The 20,083-nt window shown below is 39.6% G+C and carries 19 protein-coding genes; 13 read left to right on the top strand and 6 right to left on the bottom strand.

Going from position 1 to position 20,083, the window contains the following annotated elements; genetic code table 11:
• Window positions 1–162 precede the first annotated feature (162 nt).
• Entirely contained in the window at window positions 163–939 is a 777-nt protein-coding gene (cdaA, locus tag ACT29I_RS15935; protein WP_430932801.1) for a diadenylate cyclase CdaA, read from the bottom strand.
• Between the two features lie 129 nt (window positions 940–1,068).
• The gene (gene folP / locus ACT29I_RS15930; RefSeq protein ID WP_430932802.1) at window positions 1,069–1,932 is read right to left on the bottom strand and encodes a dihydropteroate synthase; all 864 of its coding nucleotides are present in this window, start codon (window positions 1,930–1,932) and stop codon (window positions 1,069–1,071) included.
• A 325-nt stretch (window positions 1,933–2,257) separates the two neighbouring features.
• On the opposite strand from folP, the gene ACT29I_RS15925 reads away from it, so the two are divergent.
• The 5 genes from ACT29I_RS15925 to ACT29I_RS15905 all read left to right on the top strand — a co-directional run bounded on the left by ACT29I_RS15925 (window position 2,258) and on the right by ACT29I_RS15905 (window position 8,733).
• Window positions 2,258–3,589 (top strand): TolC family protein, encoded by a 1,332-nt coding sequence (locus tag ACT29I_RS15925; RefSeq protein ID WP_444793918.1) that lies wholly within the window; start codon window positions 2,258–2,260, stop codon window positions 3,587–3,589.
• Window positions 3,590–3,648: 59 nt separating this feature from the next.
• Window positions 3,649–4,698 carry an efflux RND transporter periplasmic adaptor subunit gene (locus ACT29I_RS15920; RefSeq protein WP_444793917.1) on the top strand — a complete coding sequence of 350 codons (1,050 nt, stop codon included), beginning with the start codon at window positions 3,649–3,651 and terminating at the stop codon, window positions 4,696–4,698.
• A gap of 28 nt (window positions 4,699–4,726) precedes the next feature.
• Window positions 4,727–7,978, top strand: a complete 3,252-nt coding sequence (locus ACT29I_RS15915; RefSeq protein ID WP_430932806.1) for an efflux RND transporter permease subunit — start codon at window positions 4,727–4,729, stop codon at window positions 7,976–7,978.
• 241 nt (window positions 7,979–8,219) lie between these two features.
• Window positions 8,220–8,528, top strand: a complete 309-nt coding sequence (locus ACT29I_RS15910; protein ID WP_430932807.1) for a hypothetical protein — start codon at window positions 8,220–8,222, stop codon at window positions 8,526–8,528.
• A 19-nt stretch (window positions 8,529–8,547) separates the two neighbouring features.
• The gene (locus ACT29I_RS15905) at window positions 8,548–8,733 is read left to right on the top strand and encodes a YgaP family membrane protein (RefSeq protein ID WP_430932808.1); all 186 of its coding nucleotides are present in this window, start codon (window positions 8,548–8,550) and stop codon (window positions 8,731–8,733) included.
• A 128-nt stretch (window positions 8,734–8,861) separates the two neighbouring features.
• On the opposite strand, the gene ACT29I_RS15900 is transcribed toward ACT29I_RS15905, so the two are convergent.
• Together ACT29I_RS15900 and ACT29I_RS15895 are read right to left on the bottom strand one after the other, a co-directional pair.
• Window positions 8,862–9,113: a hypothetical protein gene (locus ACT29I_RS15900; protein WP_430932809.1), complete on the bottom strand. Its 252-nt coding sequence runs from the start codon at window positions 9,111–9,113 to the stop codon at window positions 8,862–8,864.
• A gap of 361 nt (window positions 9,114–9,474) precedes the next feature.
• Window positions 9,475–9,675, bottom strand: a complete 201-nt coding sequence (locus ACT29I_RS15895; protein WP_430932810.1) for a (2Fe-2S)-binding protein — start codon at window positions 9,673–9,675, stop codon at window positions 9,475–9,477.
• A 305-nt stretch (window positions 9,676–9,980) separates the two neighbouring features.
• Between ACT29I_RS15895 and ACT29I_RS15890 the strand changes: the two genes are divergently transcribed.
• The 8 genes from ACT29I_RS15890 (at window position 9,981) to ACT29I_RS15855 (ending at window position 18,906) form a co-directional block, all read left to right on the top strand.
• A complete protein-coding gene (locus ACT29I_RS15890; RefSeq protein WP_430932811.1) occupies window positions 9,981–10,976 on the top strand; it encodes an AAA family ATPase in 996 nt (331 codons plus the stop codon).
• Between the two features lie 91 nt (window positions 10,977–11,067).
• A complete protein-coding gene (locus tag ACT29I_RS15885; protein ID WP_430932812.1) occupies window positions 11,068–11,934 on the top strand; it encodes a DUF58 domain-containing protein in 867 nt (288 codons plus the stop codon).
• Window positions 11,934–12,980: a hypothetical protein gene (locus tag ACT29I_RS15880; protein WP_430932813.1), complete on the top strand. Its 1,047-nt coding sequence runs from the start codon at window positions 11,934–11,936 to the stop codon at window positions 12,978–12,980. The genes ACT29I_RS15885 and ACT29I_RS15880 overlap by 1 nt, the downstream gene beginning before the upstream one ends.
• 27 nt (window positions 12,981–13,007) lie before the next feature.
• Window positions 13,008–14,000 carry a vWA domain-containing protein gene (locus tag ACT29I_RS15875; protein ID WP_430932814.1) on the top strand — a complete coding sequence of 331 codons (993 nt, stop codon included), beginning with the start codon at window positions 13,008–13,010 and terminating at the stop codon, window positions 13,998–14,000.
• Window positions 14,001–14,015: 15 nt separating this feature from the next.
• Window positions 14,016–15,056: a vWA domain-containing protein gene (locus ACT29I_RS15870; RefSeq protein WP_430932815.1), complete on the top strand. Its 1,041-nt coding sequence runs from the start codon at window positions 14,016–14,018 to the stop codon at window positions 15,054–15,056.
• Window positions 15,053–15,988: a tetratricopeptide repeat protein gene (locus ACT29I_RS15865; protein WP_430932817.1), complete on the top strand. Its 936-nt coding sequence runs from the start codon at window positions 15,053–15,055 to the stop codon at window positions 15,986–15,988. The genes ACT29I_RS15870 and ACT29I_RS15865 overlap by 4 nt, the downstream gene beginning before the upstream one ends.
• Window positions 15,989–16,230: 242 nt before the next feature.
• The gene (locus tag ACT29I_RS15860) at window positions 16,231–18,027 is read left to right on the top strand and encodes a BatD family protein (protein ID WP_430932818.1); all 1,797 of its coding nucleotides are present in this window, start codon (window positions 16,231–16,233) and stop codon (window positions 18,025–18,027) included.
• A gap of 129 nt (window positions 18,028–18,156) precedes the next feature.
• The gene (locus ACT29I_RS15855) at window positions 18,157–18,906 is read left to right on the top strand and encodes a tetratricopeptide repeat protein (RefSeq protein WP_430932819.1); all 750 of its coding nucleotides are present in this window, start codon (window positions 18,157–18,159) and stop codon (window positions 18,904–18,906) included.
• Window positions 18,907–19,134: 228 nt separating this feature from the next.
• On the opposite strand, the gene ACT29I_RS15850 is transcribed toward ACT29I_RS15855, so the two are convergent.
• Both ACT29I_RS15850 and ACT29I_RS15845 read right to left on the bottom strand, forming a co-directional pair.
• Window positions 19,135–19,458, bottom strand: coding sequence for an STAS domain-containing protein (locus ACT29I_RS15850; RefSeq protein ID WP_430932820.1), 324 nt, complete (start codon window positions 19,456–19,458; stop codon window positions 19,135–19,137).
• Between the two features lie 15 nt (window positions 19,459–19,473).
• The gene (locus ACT29I_RS15845; RefSeq protein WP_430932821.1) at window positions 19,474–19,953 is read right to left on the bottom strand and encodes an Hpt domain-containing protein; all 480 of its coding nucleotides are present in this window, start codon (window positions 19,951–19,953) and stop codon (window positions 19,474–19,476) included.
• Between the last annotated feature and the right edge of the window lie 130 nt (window positions 19,954–20,083).

Genomic DNA, 20,083 nt, shown 5'->3' with positions numbered 1-20,083 from the left:
ACATCTTCACCTAACTTTGACAACTCAATTCCGGGCAATTTCAGTAATTACGTTTAAAAAGCCCAAATGAATTACGTTCTTTTTCTCCCATTGAAAAACAAAACATTAAAATGAAACGTTCTCTTAATCTTACACTTGCCTTGACTTAACATATGTAAGCTTTTACTTTGATTGTTCGTGCCCCAGGAGCTTCTCCAACTCTTCTGGTGTTACCCCATGGTTTATCTCGCCCGCATGAAAATACGATATCTTTCCGGTCTCTTCCGAAACCACGATAGCCGAAGCATCGGTTGCTTCTGTTACACCGAGTGCAGCCCGATGCCTTAATCCCAGTTTTTTCGGCAGGTCAAAACTTTGCGACACAGGTAATATACAGCCTGCCGCTTTTATTTTGTTTTGCGCCACAATAACCGCCCCATCGTGCAACGGACTATTCTTAAAAAAAATATTTTCTAACAAACGACTTGAAATTACGGCATTCACCAACTCTCCCGTCTGCACATAATCCAACAATTCCGATTTTTTAGATATCACGATGATAGCCCCTGTTTTTGTTCTAGCCAGATTCTGACAGGTTCGTACAATGGGTTTATTATAGATGTTCATGACACCTGTTGAGGGAGTGGAAAATATTTTTTCGAATGAGAAACGATTGGCTATGTTATATTTGGTACCCATCAGCAGAAAAAAACGCCTTATCTCCTGCTGAAATACAACAATTAGAGCTATCACCCCCACATTTACAATATTGTCTATTATGGCAGTGGACAACTCCATATTTAAAAACTTGATAAAAAGCCAAAAAGCAATAAATGCAAACAATCCGAAAAAGATATTCTGAGCTACCGTACCCCTAATAAGCTTATAGAGCCTGTACATCAGGTAAGCCACCAGTGTAATATCAATTACGTCAATAAATCGTATATCTAAAAATGTCATATTATTCTTTTGTGCATGCTAATTACACGAATTTATCTTATTTAAACAATATAATAGCGGGTTAATTATAACCGCCTCCGGTCAGTTTTAAAATCCTGTCGTCAGAGATCTCAAAATGTATGAAATATATTAACCACGAAGCTTTTTATATATTCCCACGCACTCTCTTGCTTCTTTAACATCGTGTACCCTTAATATTTCAGCTCCTCTTTCTAAAGCCAACATATTTAGGGCTGTGGTTCCGTTTAAAGCCTCTTCGGGTGTACCATTAAACAATTTGTATATCATCGATTTTCGCGATATTCCAATTAGTAAAGGTAACTCCAAAAGTTTTAATTCATTCAATCGTTTCATCAGCTCGTAGTTGTGCTCCATTGATTTTCCAAAACCAAAACCCGGGTCAATAATTACATCATGAACGCCCAGCAAACCCAACTTTCGTTTCTTTTCTGCCAAATAATCAATCACTTCAAAAACCACATCTTTTTCGTAAAACGGATTTAGCTGCATATTTTGCGGTGTACCCTTCATATGCATCATAATATAAGCCACATTTAACTCTGCTACCGTCTGAAACATCCTGTCATCCATTTCCCCTGCCGAAATATCGTTAATAATATCCACCTGAAAAGTTTTTACAACCTGTTTGGCTATTTCCGACCGAAATGTATCCACAGAAATGATGCTGTCTGGAAACTTGTTTCTTGCCAACTCCAAAACTGACAGCAACCGTTTTAACTCTTCCTTTTCACTTATATGTTGAGCACCGGGACGAGAGGAATAGGCTCCGATATCTATTATATCGGCTCCCTCCTTTAACATCTTTGTTAATCTTTGCAGTACGAATTTATTATCTTTGTATCTACCTCCATCAAAAAAGGAATCTGGAGTGATGTTAAGAATACCCATTACCAAAGGACTACTCACATCCAGTAATTTCCCATTACAGTTTATAGTTTTGGGTTTATTTAAAAAACCGTTTGATTTTTGCATGAATTGACTTTTAATGATGCAAAAGTAGTTTAATCATGTAATATTTAAAACGGGAAAAGTGTAACAGTCATTCTATTTTCGGTCGATTTGTCAGCTAAAATAGTAATATCGTCAGGGATCCTCTAACAAAACGTCAGTTTGTTTCTTATTTTAATTTCGCATTTACCATTCCAAAGAACAACTTTACATACACATTATCAACACATTACGATATTTATATTTAACATATCACATTTATACATATCTATTTATTTGGATATTTACATTTATGGATTTATATTTGAAACCTCAAAAGCAACAAATTTGAATAAAAATGACAATAACTATGCATACAAAAAAACTATTCATCTTAACACTAAGCATTTGTTTAGGTGTTTTATGGCCTGCAAAAGCACAAGACTCAGGTAATGTTTTTACCCTGAATCAAATATTGGAAATGGCTAATAGCAATAACAGCGAGATTCTTAAGAGCCTGGCGGATGCTAAAAGCGCCAAAGCCGATAATCAACAGGCAAACGCAGGTTTTTTGCCATCTGTTGAACTTTCAGGCACATATTATTCCACGACAGACCCGCTCAATGCTTTTGGTTTTAAATTACAGCAAGCCATTGTAACAGGGGACGATTTTACCCCAAGTCTATTAAACGACCCAGGCAGTATCAACAATTTCCATACTCAGATAAAAATAGAGCAACCATTAATTAATGTGGATGCCTGGATGGGAAAAAGTGCCGCCACAAAGAAAGTGAAAGCCGTTGAACTAAAAAGTGAATATACAAAATCACATATTCATTACCTATTAAAACAAACCTATTATGCCCTGCAACTGGCCAAAGGTAGAAAATTGGTTATTGAAAAGGCGCACAAAGCTTCTGCGGCTTATTTACAAATGGCCGAGGATAACCTGGAACAAGGTTATATGAAAGAGGCCGATCTGCTGGCTATTAAGGTTAGAGCCCTTGAATTGGACGCTCAAATGAAAGCCGCCGTAAATCAAGAAAAATCCATCAAAGAGTCACTTAACTTTTTAATAGGACGAGATATTAACCTTCCATTGGAAGTGGCAGACTCCATTCATAAAGTAAACTTCTCTTTTTCGGGATTGAATACGGTAATCAACAGAGCCGATGTAGTGGCGATGCAATATGGCATGGAAGCCAGAAAGCTGATGAAGAAAAGCAGTGCGTTCAGTTTTGCTCCCAGGATTAACGCCTTTGGCATGTACAATATGTACGATGCCGATCTAGGAGGTTTCGATGCGGACAGCTATATGTTAGGAATCAACCTTCAGTGGAAATTGTTTAACGGAGGAAAAAACCTGGGCAAACTGAATAAGTCGAAGGCAGAATTCCATAAATCGGAAATAGAATATCAGGAATATCTCGACAAAGGAAATATGGAACTGATGCAGGCCAAAAGAGATATTGCGGTTAACGAAAGTCAGCTGTTAACTTATAAAATGGCTGCAGAACAAGCACAAGAGTCGTTAAGGATTAGAACGAACCGCTATGAGGAAGGAATGGAAAGAACATCGGACCTATTAATGGCGGAAGCCACATCGGCCGAAAACGAATTAAAGCATTTAAATGCAATTTACAACTATAATATCTCAGTGTTCAAATACGAGCTGCTCTCATCAGAATCAGCTTCTAAATAAAATCTCAATTAGTAAATAATAAAAAACTCAAAATAACTATGAATCTTTCAAAATTATTCATGCTTGTAATAGCTGCGGGAATGTTGCTACAAAGTTGCGGCAGTCGCGAAAAAGAGGAAACCCAGAAAGCAGGTGTGCCTGTACAAACTATTGCCATTAAGGCATCGGAGGTACCTAAATCCTATCAATATCCGGGAACTGTTGCTTCGGTAAAAAAATCGACCTTGAGCACCCGCATCATGGGGCAAATAAACAAGGTTTATGTGCATGAGGGCGATAAAGTCGAAAAAGGACAGCTATTACTGGCTATCCGAAGTAACGATATCATGGCTAAAAAAAGTCAGGTTGAAGCCAACATACTAGAAGTGAAAGCAGCCTACAAAAATGCAGAAACCGATTTCAACAGAATCAGTAACTTGTACGAAAAGAAAAGTGCAACTAAAAAGGAATTGGACGATATCACCACTCATTTTAATATGATGAAAGCCCGATTGGAGGCCGCCAGCAAGGCAAAGGCCGAAGTGGAAGCCATGATGATGTATGCCAATATCCGCGCACCTTATTCAGGTGTGGTTACCAACAGTTTTGTGGATGCGGGCGATATGGCCAATCCGGGAATGCCCTTGCTGGCAGTTGAAGCACCGGGACAGTTCGAGGTGATTACCCGTGTTCCAGAATCGGAGATCGATTTGGTTGCCAAAGACGATACCGTTTATGTAGCCTTAAAAAACTGCGACGAAGATGTTATGGGCGTTATTTCCAGGGTCAGTACTTCAAGTATGTTATCCGGTGCCCAGTTCGAAACCCGAGTTTCATTACTGCCAAACGAAAAGCAAAAAGATGCTTTGAGAAGCGGCATGTTTGCCCAGGTGAAATTAACCAAGGGAAGCAATAAAAAAATAATGGTATCTAAAGATTTAATTGTCAACAGAGGCCAGTTAACCGGCATATGGACCGTTGGCGAATCTAAAGCCGCACTGTTGCGTTGGGTGCGTCTGGGTAAAAGCAATGCAAATCAGGTTGAGATTCTCTCGGGACTTTTGGAAGGGGACCAACTGATTGTAAAATGTGACGAGAGGTTGTACGACGGGATGGCTTTAGAACTTTAATTACTAACCAAACTAATTGTTTGAGAATATGAAAACAGGATTCGCAGGGTCATTGGCCCGAATGTTTATAAAATCAAAACTGACTCCCCTATTGATGGTTGCCTTTGTGATCATTGGGATGTACAGTTCATACCTTACTCCTCGGGAAGAGGAGCCACAGATCGATGTTCCTATTGCCGATATCTTCGTAGGATATCCGGGGGCAAGCCCTAAAGAGGTTGAATCGAGAATCGTAAAACCTATAGAGAAAGTTATTTCCAACGTAAAAGGCGTTGAGTATGTTTATTCTCAATCCATGCCGGAACAAGCTATGCTGATCGTTCAATTTTATGTAGGCGAAGATATCGAGCGTAGTTTGGTGAAGTTGTACAACGAAATCATGAAAAACATGGACCAAATGCCAGAAGGAATTACACTTCCTTTGGTTAAAACAAGGTCTATTGATGACGTTCCTGCCATGGGACTAACGTTGTGGAGCGATACGTACGATGACTATCAGCTGAAAAGAGTTGCCCAAGAGTTAAATTCTGAAATTGAAAAGATTACCGATATTTCAGAAACCAAAATAATAGGCGGAAGAAACCGTGAGATTCAAGTGGTTCTGGACAGGGACAAAATGACGGCTTTCCAGGTGGACCCGCTAATGATTGCGCAACAATTAAAAGCGTCTAACACGCAATTTTCGTCAGGCTCCTTTAATCAGAATAACGATGAATACCTGGTCACGACAGGCAAGTTTTTGCAAACAGCCGAAGAAGTAAGCAACCTGGTAATTGGAGTAAATCAAAACAGTCCGGTTTACCTGCACCAGGTGGCAACTGTTGAAGATGGGCCTGCTTTACCAAGCACCTATATTTCGTTCGGTTACGGGAAAGCCAGCGATAACAAAGAAGTTCACCCGGGAGAGTACAGTGCCGTAACCATTTCGATTGCTAAAAGACGCGGTGCCGATGCCATGCGATTGGCGGAACAGATTGAGCATAAAATTGAATTATTGCAAGGTGAATTACTACCTGAAGATATTCATGTGGAGGTAACACGTAACTATGGAGAAACTGCTTCAGAAAAGGTATCGGAACTTTTGATGCACTTGTTGGGTGCCATTGTAGCAGTAACTTTCGTGGTGATGTTGGCCATGGGCTGGCGTGGCGGTTTGGTGGTGTTTATTTCGGTACCTATCACCTTTGCACTGACCATGTTTAGCTACTATTTTATGGACTATACACTCAATCGTATTACGCTTTTTGCCCTGGTTTTTGTGACGGGTATTGTGGTAGATGACTCCATTATTATCGCCGAAAACATGCACCGTCATTTTAAGATGAAGCAACTGCCATTTTTCCAGGCGGCGTTAAAATCCATCGACGAGGTGGGTAACCCGACCATTTTGGCAACATTTACCGTTATTGCGGCGGTTATACCTATGGTTTTCGTTTCGGGTATGATGGGGCCTTACATGAGCCCAATGCCAATTGGAGCTTCCATAGCCATGATATTCTCGCTATTGGTAGCCTTAATGATTACACCTTGGTTAGCGTACCGCCTGCTAAATCATGAAGACGAGAAAGAAGACGAGAAAGATTATTCGTTAGAAAAGACATTAATTTATAAGCTGTACGACAAAACCATGCGTCCAATGATTGACAACAAGGTGAAGCGCTGGGTATTTATCGGAACAGTAACACTATTGTTGTTTGGTTCTGCAAGCTTGTTCTTATTTAAGGCGGTAACGGTTAAGATATTACCATTCGATAACAAAAACGAGTTCCAGGTAGTGGTCGACATGCCTGAGGGAACAACATTGGAACAAACGGCCAATGTAACCAAGGAACTGGCTGCCTATCTTAGAAACCACGAACTGGTTACCAATTACCAGACTTATGTGGGTGCCTCTGCTCCTATCAACTTTAACGGTTTGGTTCGCCACTACGATTTACGGAGGGGGTCAAATGTGGCCGACATTCAGGTGAATCTGGTTTCCAAGAAAGAAAGAGACTTACAAAGTCATGATATCGCCAAAGAGTTACGCCCTCGCTTACAGGAGATTGGTAAAAAATTCAACGCTAACGTAAAAGTCGTTGAAGTGCCTCCGGGACCTCCGGTTATGTCAACCATGGTAGCTGAAATTTACGGTCCGGATTATGAATCGCAAAAAGATGTGGCACTTCAGGTTAAAAAGCTATTTGAAACAACCGAGAGTGTGGTTGATATCGATTGGATGATGGAAGATGACCAGAATGAATACAAATTTGATGTGGACAAGGAAAAAGCGATGTTGGCAGGTGTTTCTTCACAACAGATAGTTCATGCCATCAACATGAATCTTCGAGGCGCTAAAGTAACCAATCTATATGCCGAAAACGACCACGACCAGGTGGGCATCACCTTGCGTATGGCGGAGAAAAACCGCACTGGAATCGAGGATATAAAGAAAATCAACCTGATGTCGCAACAAGGCAACATGGTTGCTATTGGCGATTTGGTAAACGTTAAAAAAACGGTCAAAGAGAAAAGCATCTTCCGCAAAAACCAGAAACAGGTAGTTTATGTGACAGCGGATATTGCAGGTAAATTGGAAAGTCCGGTTTATGCCATCATGGATATTTCTGACAGGATGGATGAAATACAAATCCCTAAGGGTTATGAAATTGAAGAATTCTATAACGGCCAACCATTTGTGGAAAACAATTATGGTTTAAAATGGGACGGTGAGTGGCAAATCACTTACGAGGTATTCCGCGATCTGGGAACTGCATTTGCTGTGGTTCTGCTTATCATCTATATGCTGATTGTGGGTTGGTTCCAGAACCTTAAGGTTCCGTTTGTAATGATGGTGGCGATCCCATTGTCGTTGGTCGGAATCGTACTTGGTCACTGGATGTTAAACGCCTTTTTTACGGCAACTTCAATGATTGGTATGATTGCGTTGGCCGGTATTATGGTTCGGAACTCCATACTGCTCATTGACTTTGTCAATATTCGACTCGCCGAGGGAGCGCCCTTGAAAGAAGCCGTTATCGAGGCAGGAGCCGTTCGTACAACCCCAATACTGCTAACTGCAGGAACTGTTGTCATTGGAGCCGTGGTTATTTTGTTCGACCCCATATTCCAGGGATTGGCCATTTCCCTGATGGGAGGAACCATTGCATCCACATTTCTAACATTGTTGATCGTGCCATTGATTTATTATTTGGTTGAACGAAAAAAACATATAGCAACAGCAATAGAGGTCTCGGAAAATAAAAATGAAGAAACTGAAAAGAATCATTCAGAAGCATAGTTAATGATTGAGTTTGAGTTTACCTATTCCAAAGTTTTGAGCTTTGGAATAGGTTTAAAACTCAATTTACTAAAGCTTTATTAAATTAATTATTTCAATACTTAATATTTGGGAGATATACCCATGTTTATTAGAAACAAACACACAGGAGAATGATTGAAAAGAAAAAAACGCGCCTCTGTCTGGGTGTTCGTAGTCTTTTATCTCTTTTCTATTAATCTCTAATCTAAAATTTAAAGAAATGAAACTATTATTAGCCGTAACGGTAGCCGAATACCGTGAGAAACTGGAGGAGTTTTTCAGCAATCAGAAGATCACTTCATACAATCACTTTGATGTTACAGGCATAAAAAAGCCAGACAAGGCGCCTCACAGAGCCGGGAATTGGTTTTTTGGTAGCAATGCAATATCAACCGATAACATTGCTTTTTTCACCATAGTACAAGACGAACAAGCTGAAAACATCCTCATTGACCTGAACCGTTGCAAAGCAGAAATTTCTAATTGTAATATTCAGGCTTATATATTAAATATTGAAAACGCATTGTAACTATTAAAACCCAATAATCATGCAAGAAAGAATAGTAAGAGCAGTAGCAGGAACTTTTATTTTAATTAGTATTCTATTAGCTATATATGTAAATATAAACTGGTTATTTTTTACCGGATTTGTAGGTTTGAACTTGCTACAATCATCCATCACCAAATGGTGTTTAATGACCGATATATTATCCAAATTGGGAGTGCCCAAGTAGTATAACGGTTAAAGCAAATACAATATTGTTTGGTGTTCAGCCTTTAAAGCATGTCCCACCACAACCTAGGCCTAACGGCCTAGGTTTTTACAGGTTGGTCCTTCAGACCTTTACCTGAATACACATTTTCAAATCTTGTTTAGACGCCTCCCCGATTTTTTATCGAAAGGAACATCTACTGACGGGAATGGTATAGTTATACCTCCTTCATCAAGGGCAATTTTCCCTTGTTCATATACATCAAAATAAACTTCCCAATAGTCTTGTGGTGTTGAATGAGGTCTAACCGCTAAATTAACGGAACTATCTGCCAACTCGCTAACGCCTACGAATGGAGCCGTGTTTTGCAGAAACTCAGGGTGGCTATTCCTAATATTCAACAATCATTATTTAGCTTTTTTAATATTTGATTCATAGAAAATTCCAAATGTCAAGTCAACCCTAATTTTACCTTCCTCAGTATAGTTTTTAGTATCTCCATTGGAAATTGCACCAAAGGGTATGATGGTAGTTTTCCATAACTATAAGTTTAAGTTAAAATCAATTACGGAAGTTATAGAAATTTCAATATTGTACTAATTCAGTTAGGTTGTCTAACTTCGTTTTAATTGACCACATGGTTCTACATAAATAGTATAGTTTGGTAATTCCAATATCACTAAAGCACTTTGTACTCCAGGATTCACAAAAAATAATTCCTCGGTATTTCTTTATGGCTTTTGTGCCTTCGTAATAAAAACACTAACCTTTCACCTTCTTCAGTTCTTCTTGCAATATCTCCTCCAAATCATCATAACACGAACCACAAATAGTGGCCGCATTAGTTTCGTCCTGAATATCCTCTACTGTTTTCAAATCTTTTTCGTGAATCACTTTTACCAAGTCCTGTTTTCTTAGCATCATATGTTTACATACAAAGTCTCTATCCCCAAATTTGCTCATTATTTTTCTCTTTTAAAATGATTTGTTACAATACAAATGCTTATGAATAACGCTATACTCATATTACATCGCTCCTCTATTATCTTAAATTATTGAATACTTAAAACCAACCGCTACTTATTTGGTTCAATCCGTTAAAGCATCCCATATAAAAAGTTAAGGAACTGTTAAATTAGTGTATTTATGCTTAGTTCAAATAATTGATTAACGTTTTTTAACAACCTTAGATTTTTGACTGCTCATTAAAAAACTAATTTTGGAAGCCACAATAAAAATTGAAATCAATTAAATATAATATTAAAATCATGGAGCAATCTGTTGATATAAGAGAATTAAACGAGAGAATAAAAAACGAGAGTTCGTTCGTGGATTTGCTAACCATCGAAATGAACAAAGTTATCGTAGGTCAAAAGCATTTGGTGGAAGGCTTGCTAATTGGATTATTAAGTGATGGACACATCCTTTTGGAAGGGGTTCCCGGATTGGCAAAAACTTTAGCCATTACGACACTGGCCAATGTTGTAGATGCAGATTTCAGCAGAATACAGTTTACTCCTGATCTTTTGCCCGCCGACCTTATTGGTACTATGATCTATAGCCAAAAAAATGAAGAGTTTATCATAAAAAAAGGGCCTATCTTCACCAACTTTGTTTTGGCCGATGAGATTAACCGTGCTCCGGCAAAGGTTCAGAGTGCTTTATTGGAAGCCATGCAGGAGCGCCAGGTAACCATTGGAGAAACCACGCATAAACTGCAGGAACCTTTCCTGGTGATGGCAACGCAAAACCCCATCGAGCAAGAAGGTACCTACCCGCTTCCTGAAGCGCAAGTCGACCGTTTTATGCTTAAAATTGTTATCGACTATCCTAAAAAGGAAGAGGAACAAATGATTATCCGTCATAACCTGGCCCAATCATTCCCTAAAGCATCAACGATCCTAAAGCCCGATGATATCATCCGTGCCCGCGAGGTGGTGAAAGATGTTTATATGGACGAAAAAATCGAAAAGTATATCGTCGACATCGTATTTGCAACACGTTTCCCGGCTCAATACAACCTGGATAAATACGAAGAAATGATTTCGTACGGTTGTTCACCACGTGCAAGTATCAGTCTATCTATGGCTGCAAAAGCGTATGCTTTTATCAAGCGCAGAGGTTATGTGATCCCTGAGGATGTTCGTGCGGTTTGCCACGATGTGATGCGCCATAGAATTGGACTTTCGTACGAGGCAGAAGCCAACAACATTACGTCGATAGATGTGATTAATGATATATTAAATACAATAGAGGTACCATAGTAGACTTTAGAATAAGAGGTGAGAGTTATAAAGTTTATAAAATGCTTTATCGTATCGGAATACATAAGGCATCATTAAAACAACAAACACTATGGAAACAGCAGAGCTTTTAAAACGGGTTCGACAGATAGAGATTAAGTCGAGGGGGCTTTCCAACAATATTTTTGCGGGCGAGTACCATTCCGCCTTTAAAGGCAGAGGGATGACTTTTAGCGAGGTTCGCGAATACCAATATGGTGACGACATCCGCAATATCGACTGGAATGTAACGGCACGTTTTAATCATCCCTATGTTAAGGTTTTTGAGGAAGAAAGGGAACTCACCGTGATGCTTCTAATTGATGTCTCAGGCTCAAGGGAGTTTGGTACATCTTACAAATACAAAAAAAATATCATCACCGAAATTGCTGCCGTATTGGCTTTTTCGGCCATTCAAAACAACGATAAGATCGGTGTTATTTTCTTTTCCGATAAGATAGAAAAGTTTATAACACCGCAAAAAGGAAGAAAGCACATATTGCATATCATACGCCAGCTGATTTCGTTTACGCCGGAAAATAAGACCACCAATATTGGTGAGGCCTTGCGATATATGACCAATGCCATTAAAAAACGATGTACGGCTTTTGTCATTTCCGATTTTATCGATGAAGAATTTGAGAATCCGCTGAAGATAGCCAATCAAAAGCACGATGTGGTGGCCTTGAAAATTTACGACAAGCGCGAAACAGAGATGCCCTCGGTGGGTTTGGTGAAAATGAAAGATGCCGAAACTGGTCAATATTCGTGGATTGATACCTCAAATATCAAAGTCAGGGAAGCTTTTAACAAATGGTGGAGAGAGAACGATGAAAATACTAAAGCCATTTTCAGAAAGTGTGGGATCGATAATACCTCCATCAGAACCGATGAAGACTACGTTAAGTCTTTAATGTACTTATTTAAAAAACGAATGTAATGAACCATATTACACTTGTAAATAGGATTAAAAAAATCAACATAAAAGAATCCTTACTTGCAGTTTTAATTGCATTTGCAAGTTTTTCTGCAAATGCTCAACAAGTAAATGTTACCGCTACGTTGGATTCTACCATGATATTGATTGGAGGACAAATTGACCTTAAACTCGAGGTGAGTCAACCCTCCGGTGTGATGGTCAACTTCCCGCATTTTACTGATACCATCACAAAAAACGTTGAAATCGTTGAAAGAGGACAGGTAGACAGTTTAAGATTGGGGAACGACCGATTGGTTCTATCCCAACTTTTCAGGATTACCTCGTTTGATAGTGGCTTGCATTACATTCCTCCTATCGAATTTGAAGTGATTCAAAACCAGGTAAGAAATATAGCAGCATCCAACGCGTTAAGTCTGATGGTGGTGAACCCTTTTAAAGAAGTAGATCCTGAAAAAGGGGTTACAGATATAAAAGGACCACAAGATGCTCCATTTAAAATTGCCGAGGTACTCGATTTTATATATCTATATGGTGGAATAGCGCTGGCTCTGGGATTACTGATATGGTTATTTTTATACCTGCGCAAAAACCGAACCGAAGGTGGATTGTCGTTTGTCAAAGCAAAACCGCAGGAACCGGCACATATTATTGCGCTAAGGGAGTTGGATAAAATCAAGGATTCAAAGCTTTGGGAACACAATAAGGTCAAAGAGTTCTATACCCAGGTGTCCAATACTATCCGTGCGTATATCGAGCAAAGATACGAGCAGTCTGCCCTGGAACAAACATCCATTGAAATTTTCGATTCCTTAAAATCTTTGGATATCGATAACAAATCGATGGAGCAACTTACCCAGGTGCTGGAATTGGCCGATTTGGTTAAGTTCGCGAAGTTTCAGCCGTTGGCAGATGAAAACGGGTTGACCTTGTTGAATGCCTACTTTTTTGTGAATCAAACCAAAAAAGAAGAAATTAAAACACTGGAAGAAGAAAAAGTACAAATGTTGGCCAAGGGTGTGCAACAGGAAGATTCCATAGAAAAGTAATACAGGTTATTGCATAACAATAATATAATGAACAACATTAAATTTTTACATCCGGATTATTTTTACCTTTTGCTGGTATTGGTGCCCATGATAGGCTGGTATATCTGGAAACATAAAAGTGCCCAGGCTTCGTTGCAAATATCCACTTTAAAGGGTTTTAGCGCGGCTCCAACGTCATGGAAAGTATACCTGCGACACTTACCTATCGTTTTAAGAGCATTTGCCATTGCCATGATTGTGGTGGTTCTGGCTCGCCCGCAGTCTTCAAATAGCTCCAGAGACGTTGTTACCGAAGGAATCGACATAGTTATGACGATGGATATCTCTTCGAGTATGGAAGCGCTGGATTTTACACCAAACAGGCTGGAAGCGGCAAAAGATGTGGCCTCGGAGTTTATATCTGCTCGTGAAAACGATAAGATCGGGATGGTTATTTTTGCCGGAGAGAGCTTTACGCAATGCCCCCTAACCACCGACAAAACGGTGTTGGTAAATATGATGCAGGACATAAAAACGCATATGGTGGAAGACGGTACCGCTATCGGACTTGGTTTGGCAACCGCAGTGAACAGAATTAAGGACAGTGAGGCTAAATCCAAGGTTATTATCCTTTTAACGGATGGTGTAAATAACCGTGGGGAGATAGCACCATTAACAGCAGCCGAGATAGCAAAGACATTTGGCATTAGGGTCTATACCATCGGTGTGGGTACCAAAGGCATTGCCCAACGTCCCGTACAAACACCTTACGGCACGCGTCTTGTAGAGGAAGAAGTGAAAATTGACGAGGAGATGATGCAAGAGATTTCCAACATCACAGACGGACAGTATTTTAGGGCTACCAATAAAAACGGCCTTAAAAAAATATACGAAGAAATTGACCAATTGGAAAAAACCAAGATTGAGGTAAAGGAATACACAAAACGTTCGGAGGAATATATGCTCTGGGCAATTTTGGCCGCGGTGTTTATGTTGCTGGAAGTGCTTTTAAAAAGCACGGTGTTACGAAACCTACCTTAATAAAACAGAATCATCATGTTTAGATTTGAACATACAGAATTTTTATATCTGCTGGCTATTATTCCCATATTAGCTTTTGCCAGTCTGATAATCGGACAAAGAAGGAAAAAAGCCCTGGAACGGTTCGGTAATCCAACCTTATTGGAACCCCTGATGCCAAGCGCTTCTTCCGTGCGTCCCACGGTTAAATTTTATTTGATGTTATTGGCACTGATCGCCATCATCTTCACTTTGGCAGGGCCTCAATTCGGAACTAAGCTGGAAACCGTTAAACGTAAGGGAATAGAAATCATCATTGCTTTGGATGTTTCCAACAGTATGAATGCGCAAGATATTCAGCCCAGTAGATTGGACAGGGCGAAGAGAGCAATTTTTCAGTTGGTAGATAAGCTTCAGAACGATAAAATAGGCTTGGTTGTGTTTGCAGGACAAGCGTACACACAGCTGCCCATTACAACGGATTACCCCTCGGCTAAGATGTTTATTTCATCTATTAACACAGGAATTATTCCTACGCAAGGAACTGCAATCGGAACCGCCATCAACCAATCTATCAGGTCGTTTACATCACAAGAGGATGTGAATCGCGCTATAATTGTTATTACCGACGGCGAAAACCACGAGGATGATGCCATTCAGGCCGCCAAAGCAGCAGCAGAAAAAGGAATAAAAGTATATACGGTAGGAATGGGACTTCCCAAGGGCTCCCCTATCCCGATCCCCGACGGTGGCAAAAACAACTTCATGAAGGATCGTGAGGGAAATGTGGTCATCTCCAAGTTAAACGAAGCCATGCTGGTTGAAATCGCGACGGCGGGAGGTGCAGAGTTTATAGCGGCCAACAATATCCGAAAGGGGATGAACGATTTGGTCGACCATCTTTCGAAATTGGAAAAGACGGAAATGGAAGCCAAGATTTATACCGATTATGAAAATCAGTTTCAGTATATCGCTTTGTTTGCGCTATTGTTTTTGTTGATAGAATTTATGGTATTGGAACGCAAGAACAAATACCTGCGTAAAATTAAACTGTTCGAAGAGGAGGACGAGAAATGAGATCTTTACTGACTACCATATTATTGTTTTGTGCAATAACAACCTTTGCACAAAAAGAACGTAAGTTCATTCGCAACGGAAACGATGAATACAGCGAAGGCAAATTTATCGAGTCCGAAATTGAATATAAAAAAGCATTGGAGAAATTAAAGGAAGGAGAATCTTCTTTCGAAGCCGATTTTAACCTGGGAGATGCATACTTTAAACAAGAGAAATTTGAAGAAGCCTTTAATCAGTTTAAAAGTATCAACCTTGAAAATTTAAGCAAGGAGCAGAAGGCACAGGTTCAGCACAACCTGGGTAACACTTATCTGGCCCAAAAGGATATCGACAATGCAATCAATTCGTATAAAGATGCTTTAAAAAACAATCCTTTGGACGATGAGACCAGGTATAACTTGATTGCCGCCATGAAAATGAAACAGCAGCAGGAACAAAATCAAGATCAGAACAAAGACCAAAATCAGAACAAAGACCAAAATCAGGATCAAAACAAGGACCAAAACAAGGACCAAAACCAACAGGATCAGCAAAAACAGGATTCCGATGGGGATGGTATTCCTGACGAAAAAGAAAAAGAAGACAAGAACGGACAGCAAAACGAAAACGAGGATACCGATAAGGATGGCACACCGGACTATCAGGACGAAGATTCTGACAACGATGGCATACCGGACCAACAAGAAGCCGGCGAGAATCCGAATGAACCAAAGGATACTGATGGAGATGGAATACCAGATTATCGCGATACCGATTCCAATAATGACGGGACACCGGATAGTCAGGAACAACAAGCTCAACCTCAGGATCAAATATCCAAGGAAGATGCGGAGCGAATCCTCAATGCGCTGAATCAGGATGAACAGGAATTACAGGATAAAATGAAAAAAATAAAAGGTAAGCCTAACAAAAACATTGAGAAAAACTGGTAGAGTAAGAGCCGGTGTTCAACCTGGATGCTTTATTGCATTGATAAAGCACCAAAGGCCGAACCGGCCTAAACAGGTCCGAGGGCTAGCCCGTGAAACGTTGAATGAAACTTTCTCGGCATTTTGATTAGCGTAGCGAAAAGTGAAAAATGTTTGATTTTTTCAGGCTTATAAATATATTTTTGCACAAGAATTTCAATATTGTGATGATGCACCAATTAAAACACATATTTTTTATAGTTCTCATGCTTTCCATTTTTGAAAGTGTGGGTGCGCAAGATGTCCAGTTTACAGCCCAGGCTAAGCAGTCTGTGTTGGCGGGAGAGAAATTCCAGCTTATATTCTCTGTCAACGAAGAAGGCGATGATTTTAGGTTACCCCCCCTCCCCGATTTTACAGTATTAATGGGGCCCAGTGTCATGACCAGTTCAAGTACACAAATAATTAATGGGAAAGTGACCAGAAGCAGACAGTATACCTACACTTATATTTTAAAATGCGACAAACCCGGCAATTACACTATTAATCCGGCACAGATAACTGTGGATGGTAACAAATATTCAAGTAATGAAATCAGTATTGAGGTTGTAAAAAACGACGGTTCCGCCCAAAAACAACAAAGTCAGCAACAGCAGTCTTCCGAGACAGATTTCTCAACGGATGATTTGTTCATCAAGGTACTCAGCAATAAAAAGAGTATATACCAGGGCGAACCTTTGGTGCTGACCACTAAAATTTATACCAGAATCGACCTGGACAATGTTTCGGATATCAAACATCCCGATTTCAGGAATTTCATCGTACAAGAACTGTCCGATGGCAGTAATATTCAATGGGCCTACGAGTATGTGAATAATAAACAATATAGAGTAGGTACCTTTGAACAGAAAGTACTATATGCACAAAAAACCGGCGTGCAAACCATCTCTCCCACCGAGATAGAGTTTTTGATCAAACAAAGGGTGCGTCGTAGGTCGCAAAGCATTTTCGACGACTTTTTTGATAACAACTACAGGGTTGTAAAAAAACGTGTTAAGTCCAAGCCAATTGAAGTAACGGTTAAACCATATCCTGCGGGCAGACCACAGAATTTTTCTGGAGCCGTTGGACAGTTGAGCATGAAGGTGGTGACCTCTGCCAATAAAGTTAAGGTAAATGATGGTGTCACAATTAAAGTAATCATTTCCGGCACGGGCAATCACAAATTGATGTCCTCGCCCGAGTTTAACTTCCCTACCGACTTTGATTTGTTTGATCCTACGACTAAAAATAACTTTCAGAACACAACGGCCGGGATGAAAGGAACCAAAACATTTGAGTACCTTATTATTCCCAGGTTTCCGGGAACATATACCATCGATCCTTTAATATTCTCATATTTCGATTATCAATCAAATAGTTTTAAAACAATTTCGTCGCAACCCATCCATATCGAGGTTGAAAAAAATGGCGAAGGAGAAGAATATGTAAGTGGAACGTATAGTCCATCCAGTGTAAACCGCGAGGATGTTAGGTTTGTAGGAAAGGATATCCGATTTATCAAAACCGGACGACCCGACTTAAAACCTAAAGGTACCTTCCTGTTCGGTTCTATGTTGTTTTATCTGGGGTATTTATTACCTGTGCTATTGCTGGTTGTGGCCTTTGTGTTATACAGGAAGCGCATGCACGAAAATGAGAACGTGCATTTGGTAAAGAACAAGAAAGCGAATAAAATGGCTCAAAAACGCCTTAAAAAGTCGTCTTCCTTCCTTAAGGCAAAAGATCATGAGGCGTTCTACGATGAAGTATTGAAAGCTTTATACACCTATTTAAGCGACAAGCTATACCTACCGGTAAGTGAATTAAACAAGGACAAAATAAGCACGCTCATTGAAGAACGAGGTGTTGAAACACAAGTGAAAGATGAACTGATATCAATACTAGACACTTGCGAGTTTGCCCGTTTCTCCCCTGATTCAGGAGCTACCGAAGAAATGGATAAACTGTATAAACGGGCTTTAACCAACATTGGCAGATTGGATAATCAAATAAAAAAATAACCTGCATAGTCGCTTTTCTGCCACGGGCAGCAAACGAACAACCGGGCACAGAGGAACAAAGCCTGCCCCGAACTTAATTCGGGGATTGAAATTTGCATAGCTTTTCAAGTTTTACTAATTATTAAGCGCATGAAAAAACTACTAATATATATTATCGTACTTGCAGCTGCCGCTTCAGCATATGCTCAAGACAACAGATTTGAAGATGCCAACAACCTATTTACGGAGGGGAAATACGAGGAAGCTATAACCTCTTATAACGAAATTATTAATACCGGAGTCGAAAGTGCCAAATTGTATTATAACCTTGGCAATGCATATTACAAATCTGGCAATCTCCCCAGGGCCATATTAAATTATGAAAGAGCTCTTTTGCTGGCTCCGCACGACAAAGACATCCGGTACAACCTCGAAATGTCCAATATGCAAATCACCGACAAACTGGAAACCGTTGGCGAGTTCTTTCTGGCAACCTGGTTTAAAAACTTTAAAAGCAAAACAAAGTCCGACACCTGGGCGCTCCTCTCTATAACTGCTTTTTGTATATCTATATTGGGTATAGGACTATTTTTATTTTCACGTAAAAGAAGTATAAAACAAGTTTCGTTTGCTGCGGGAATAATTTTATTCGTTGTGGCATTTATAGCGTTTAACTTTTCAGCTTCTCAAAAAGACAAGCTCATTAATCGGGATACTGCTATTGTTTTTGAGCCCTCCGTAAGCGTCAAGAGTTCTCCTTCGGCTGGAGGAACAGATCTTTTTATTCTGCACGAAGGAACAAAGGTGAATATCCTGGAAGAACTTGGCGAATGGAAAAGGATTGTAATCAGCGATGGTAATGAAGGTTGGATGCCTGCTGCAGCAATAGAAGTGATATAGCACAACATTGGAATTATCGCTCTGGAGCGTTAAAATGAAGCAACGCAGTGTCTTGTTTTGAAGCCATTTCGATGTGTAATACCGGCCAGTAGGCTGGCTAAGAAATTCTCATGCATATTGCAGACCTAAAACGCATATACAAGAAAGCCTGATTCAATGTTGAGCCAGGCTTTCTTGTTATAAACAAAACGTACCTAATATGTACTTCATATTGTTTGCAACGTTATTTTATAACATGCTTTCGTCAGCACAAATTTCAAAAATCTTATCTAGCTTCATCAATGACAATAAGCTCATGACATCCTTCTGAATTGCACATAAAGCAAAAGATGTATCACTTTGCCTGGCTGTTTTCAGTGCGGATATTAACACACCTATTCCAGTACTGTCGATAAATTTGATATTTGATAAATCAAGTATCACTTTACTGTTGCTTTCTGATACAATACTTGTCAAATCGCTTTTTACATCATCCGCTACAGCAGCTGTAAGTCTGTCAGATTCTTTGATGCTGGCAATTACAAATCCGTCGTTTAATCTTGTTTCAACCATAAGAGTATGTAAGGTTTAATAGGTACTAATCACTTTATTTAACTCATCCACTGCTTTATTACATACAGTAGTAAATTTTTCAATAAGACTTTCTAATGTTTCTTTGTCGGCGTTTTCCACAACCCAAGTCACCCTGCTGTCAGGATAACTCTCAAGATTCCGTTTAAGGTTGACAATCTCTTCTTTTTGGGATTCCGTTATGCTTTCTTTCACCGAGAGTTCATTGATTCGTAGTTGCTTCGCCAATAACTCCATGTTTTTCAGGTCGATACTACCAAGCTCTTCCATTCCCATTGACATCACCGATGATTTTGCCTTATGGGCAATGGCTGCTACTTTAACCCAGTCTTTGTCTGTCATGCTTTCCGCAAAACCATCTGTAAATTCGGGCATTTGATCCAGAAATATCTCAACAAGTTCTTTAATAATTTCCTTGTCCCCTTCAGCAATTCCCTCAAGGTAAGATAAGTCGATATATTTGTAATCCTCTACCATTAGGTCTGGCTTTAATTATTAGTTTAAAATACAAATCTAGTTTTTTTTATGTAACCTACATGCAAATTCCAAAGTAAATTCAGCAATTTCCTTGGTACATTTAATTCACAGTTTTCATTGTACCAAGTAT

The organism is Saccharicrinis sp. GN24d3 (assembly GCF_052400645.1).
In the GTDB taxonomy this organism is placed as follows: Bacteria; Bacteroidota; Bacteroidia; order Bacteroidales; family Marinilabiliaceae; genus Saccharicrinis.
This window is presented reverse-complemented; position numbering and strand designations above follow the sequence as displayed.

Coding starts and splice junctions, on each gene's coding strand:
- cdaA (WP_430932801.1), bottom strand. CDS start 939: ATGACATTTTTAGATATACGATTTATTGACGTAATTGATATTACACTG.
- folP (WP_430932802.1), bottom strand. CDS start 1,932: ATGCAAAAATCAAACGGTTTTTTAAATAAACCCAAAACTATAAACTGT.
- ACT29I_RS15925 (WP_444793918.1), top strand. CDS start 2,258: ATGCATACAAAAAAACTATTCATCTTAACACTAAGCATTTGTTTAGGT.
- ACT29I_RS15920 (WP_444793917.1), top strand. CDS start 3,649: ATGCTTGTAATAGCTGCGGGAATGTTGCTACAAAGTTGCGGCAGTCGC.
- ACT29I_RS15915 (WP_430932806.1), top strand. CDS start 4,727: ATGAAAACAGGATTCGCAGGGTCATTGGCCCGAATGTTTATAAAATCA.
- ACT29I_RS15910 (WP_430932807.1), top strand. CDS start 8,220: ATGAAACTATTATTAGCCGTAACGGTAGCCGAATACCGTGAGAAACTG.
- ACT29I_RS15905 (WP_430932808.1), top strand. CDS start 8,548: ATGCAAGAAAGAATAGTAAGAGCAGTAGCAGGAACTTTTATTTTAATT.
- ACT29I_RS15895 (WP_430932810.1), bottom strand. CDS start 9,675: ATGAGCAAATTTGGGGATAGAGACTTTGTATGTAAACATATGATGCTA.
- ACT29I_RS15890 (WP_430932811.1), top strand. CDS start 9,981: ATGGAGCAATCTGTTGATATAAGAGAATTAAACGAGAGAATAAAAAAC.
- ACT29I_RS15885 (WP_430932812.1), top strand. CDS start 11,068: ATGGAAACAGCAGAGCTTTTAAAACGGGTTCGACAGATAGAGATTAAG.
- ACT29I_RS15880 (WP_430932813.1), top strand. CDS start 11,934: ATGAACCATATTACACTTGTAAATAGGATTAAAAAAATCAACATAAAA.
- ACT29I_RS15875 (WP_430932814.1), top strand. CDS start 13,008: ATGAACAACATTAAATTTTTACATCCGGATTATTTTTACCTTTTGCTG.
- ACT29I_RS15870 (WP_430932815.1), top strand. CDS start 14,016: ATGTTTAGATTTGAACATACAGAATTTTTATATCTGCTGGCTATTATT.
- ACT29I_RS15865 (WP_430932817.1), top strand. CDS start 15,053: ATGAGATCTTTACTGACTACCATATTATTGTTTTGTGCAATAACAACC.
- ACT29I_RS15860 (WP_430932818.1), top strand. CDS start 16,231: ATGCTTTCCATTTTTGAAAGTGTGGGTGCGCAAGATGTCCAGTTTACA.
- ACT29I_RS15855 (WP_430932819.1), top strand. CDS start 18,157: ATGAAAAAACTACTAATATATATTATCGTACTTGCAGCTGCCGCTTCA.
- ACT29I_RS15850 (WP_430932820.1), bottom strand. CDS start 19,458: ATGGTTGAAACAAGATTAAACGACGGATTTGTAATTGCCAGCATCAAA.
- ACT29I_RS15845 (WP_430932821.1), bottom strand. CDS start 19,953: ATGGTAGAGGATTACAAATATATCGACTTATCTTACCTTGAGGGAATT.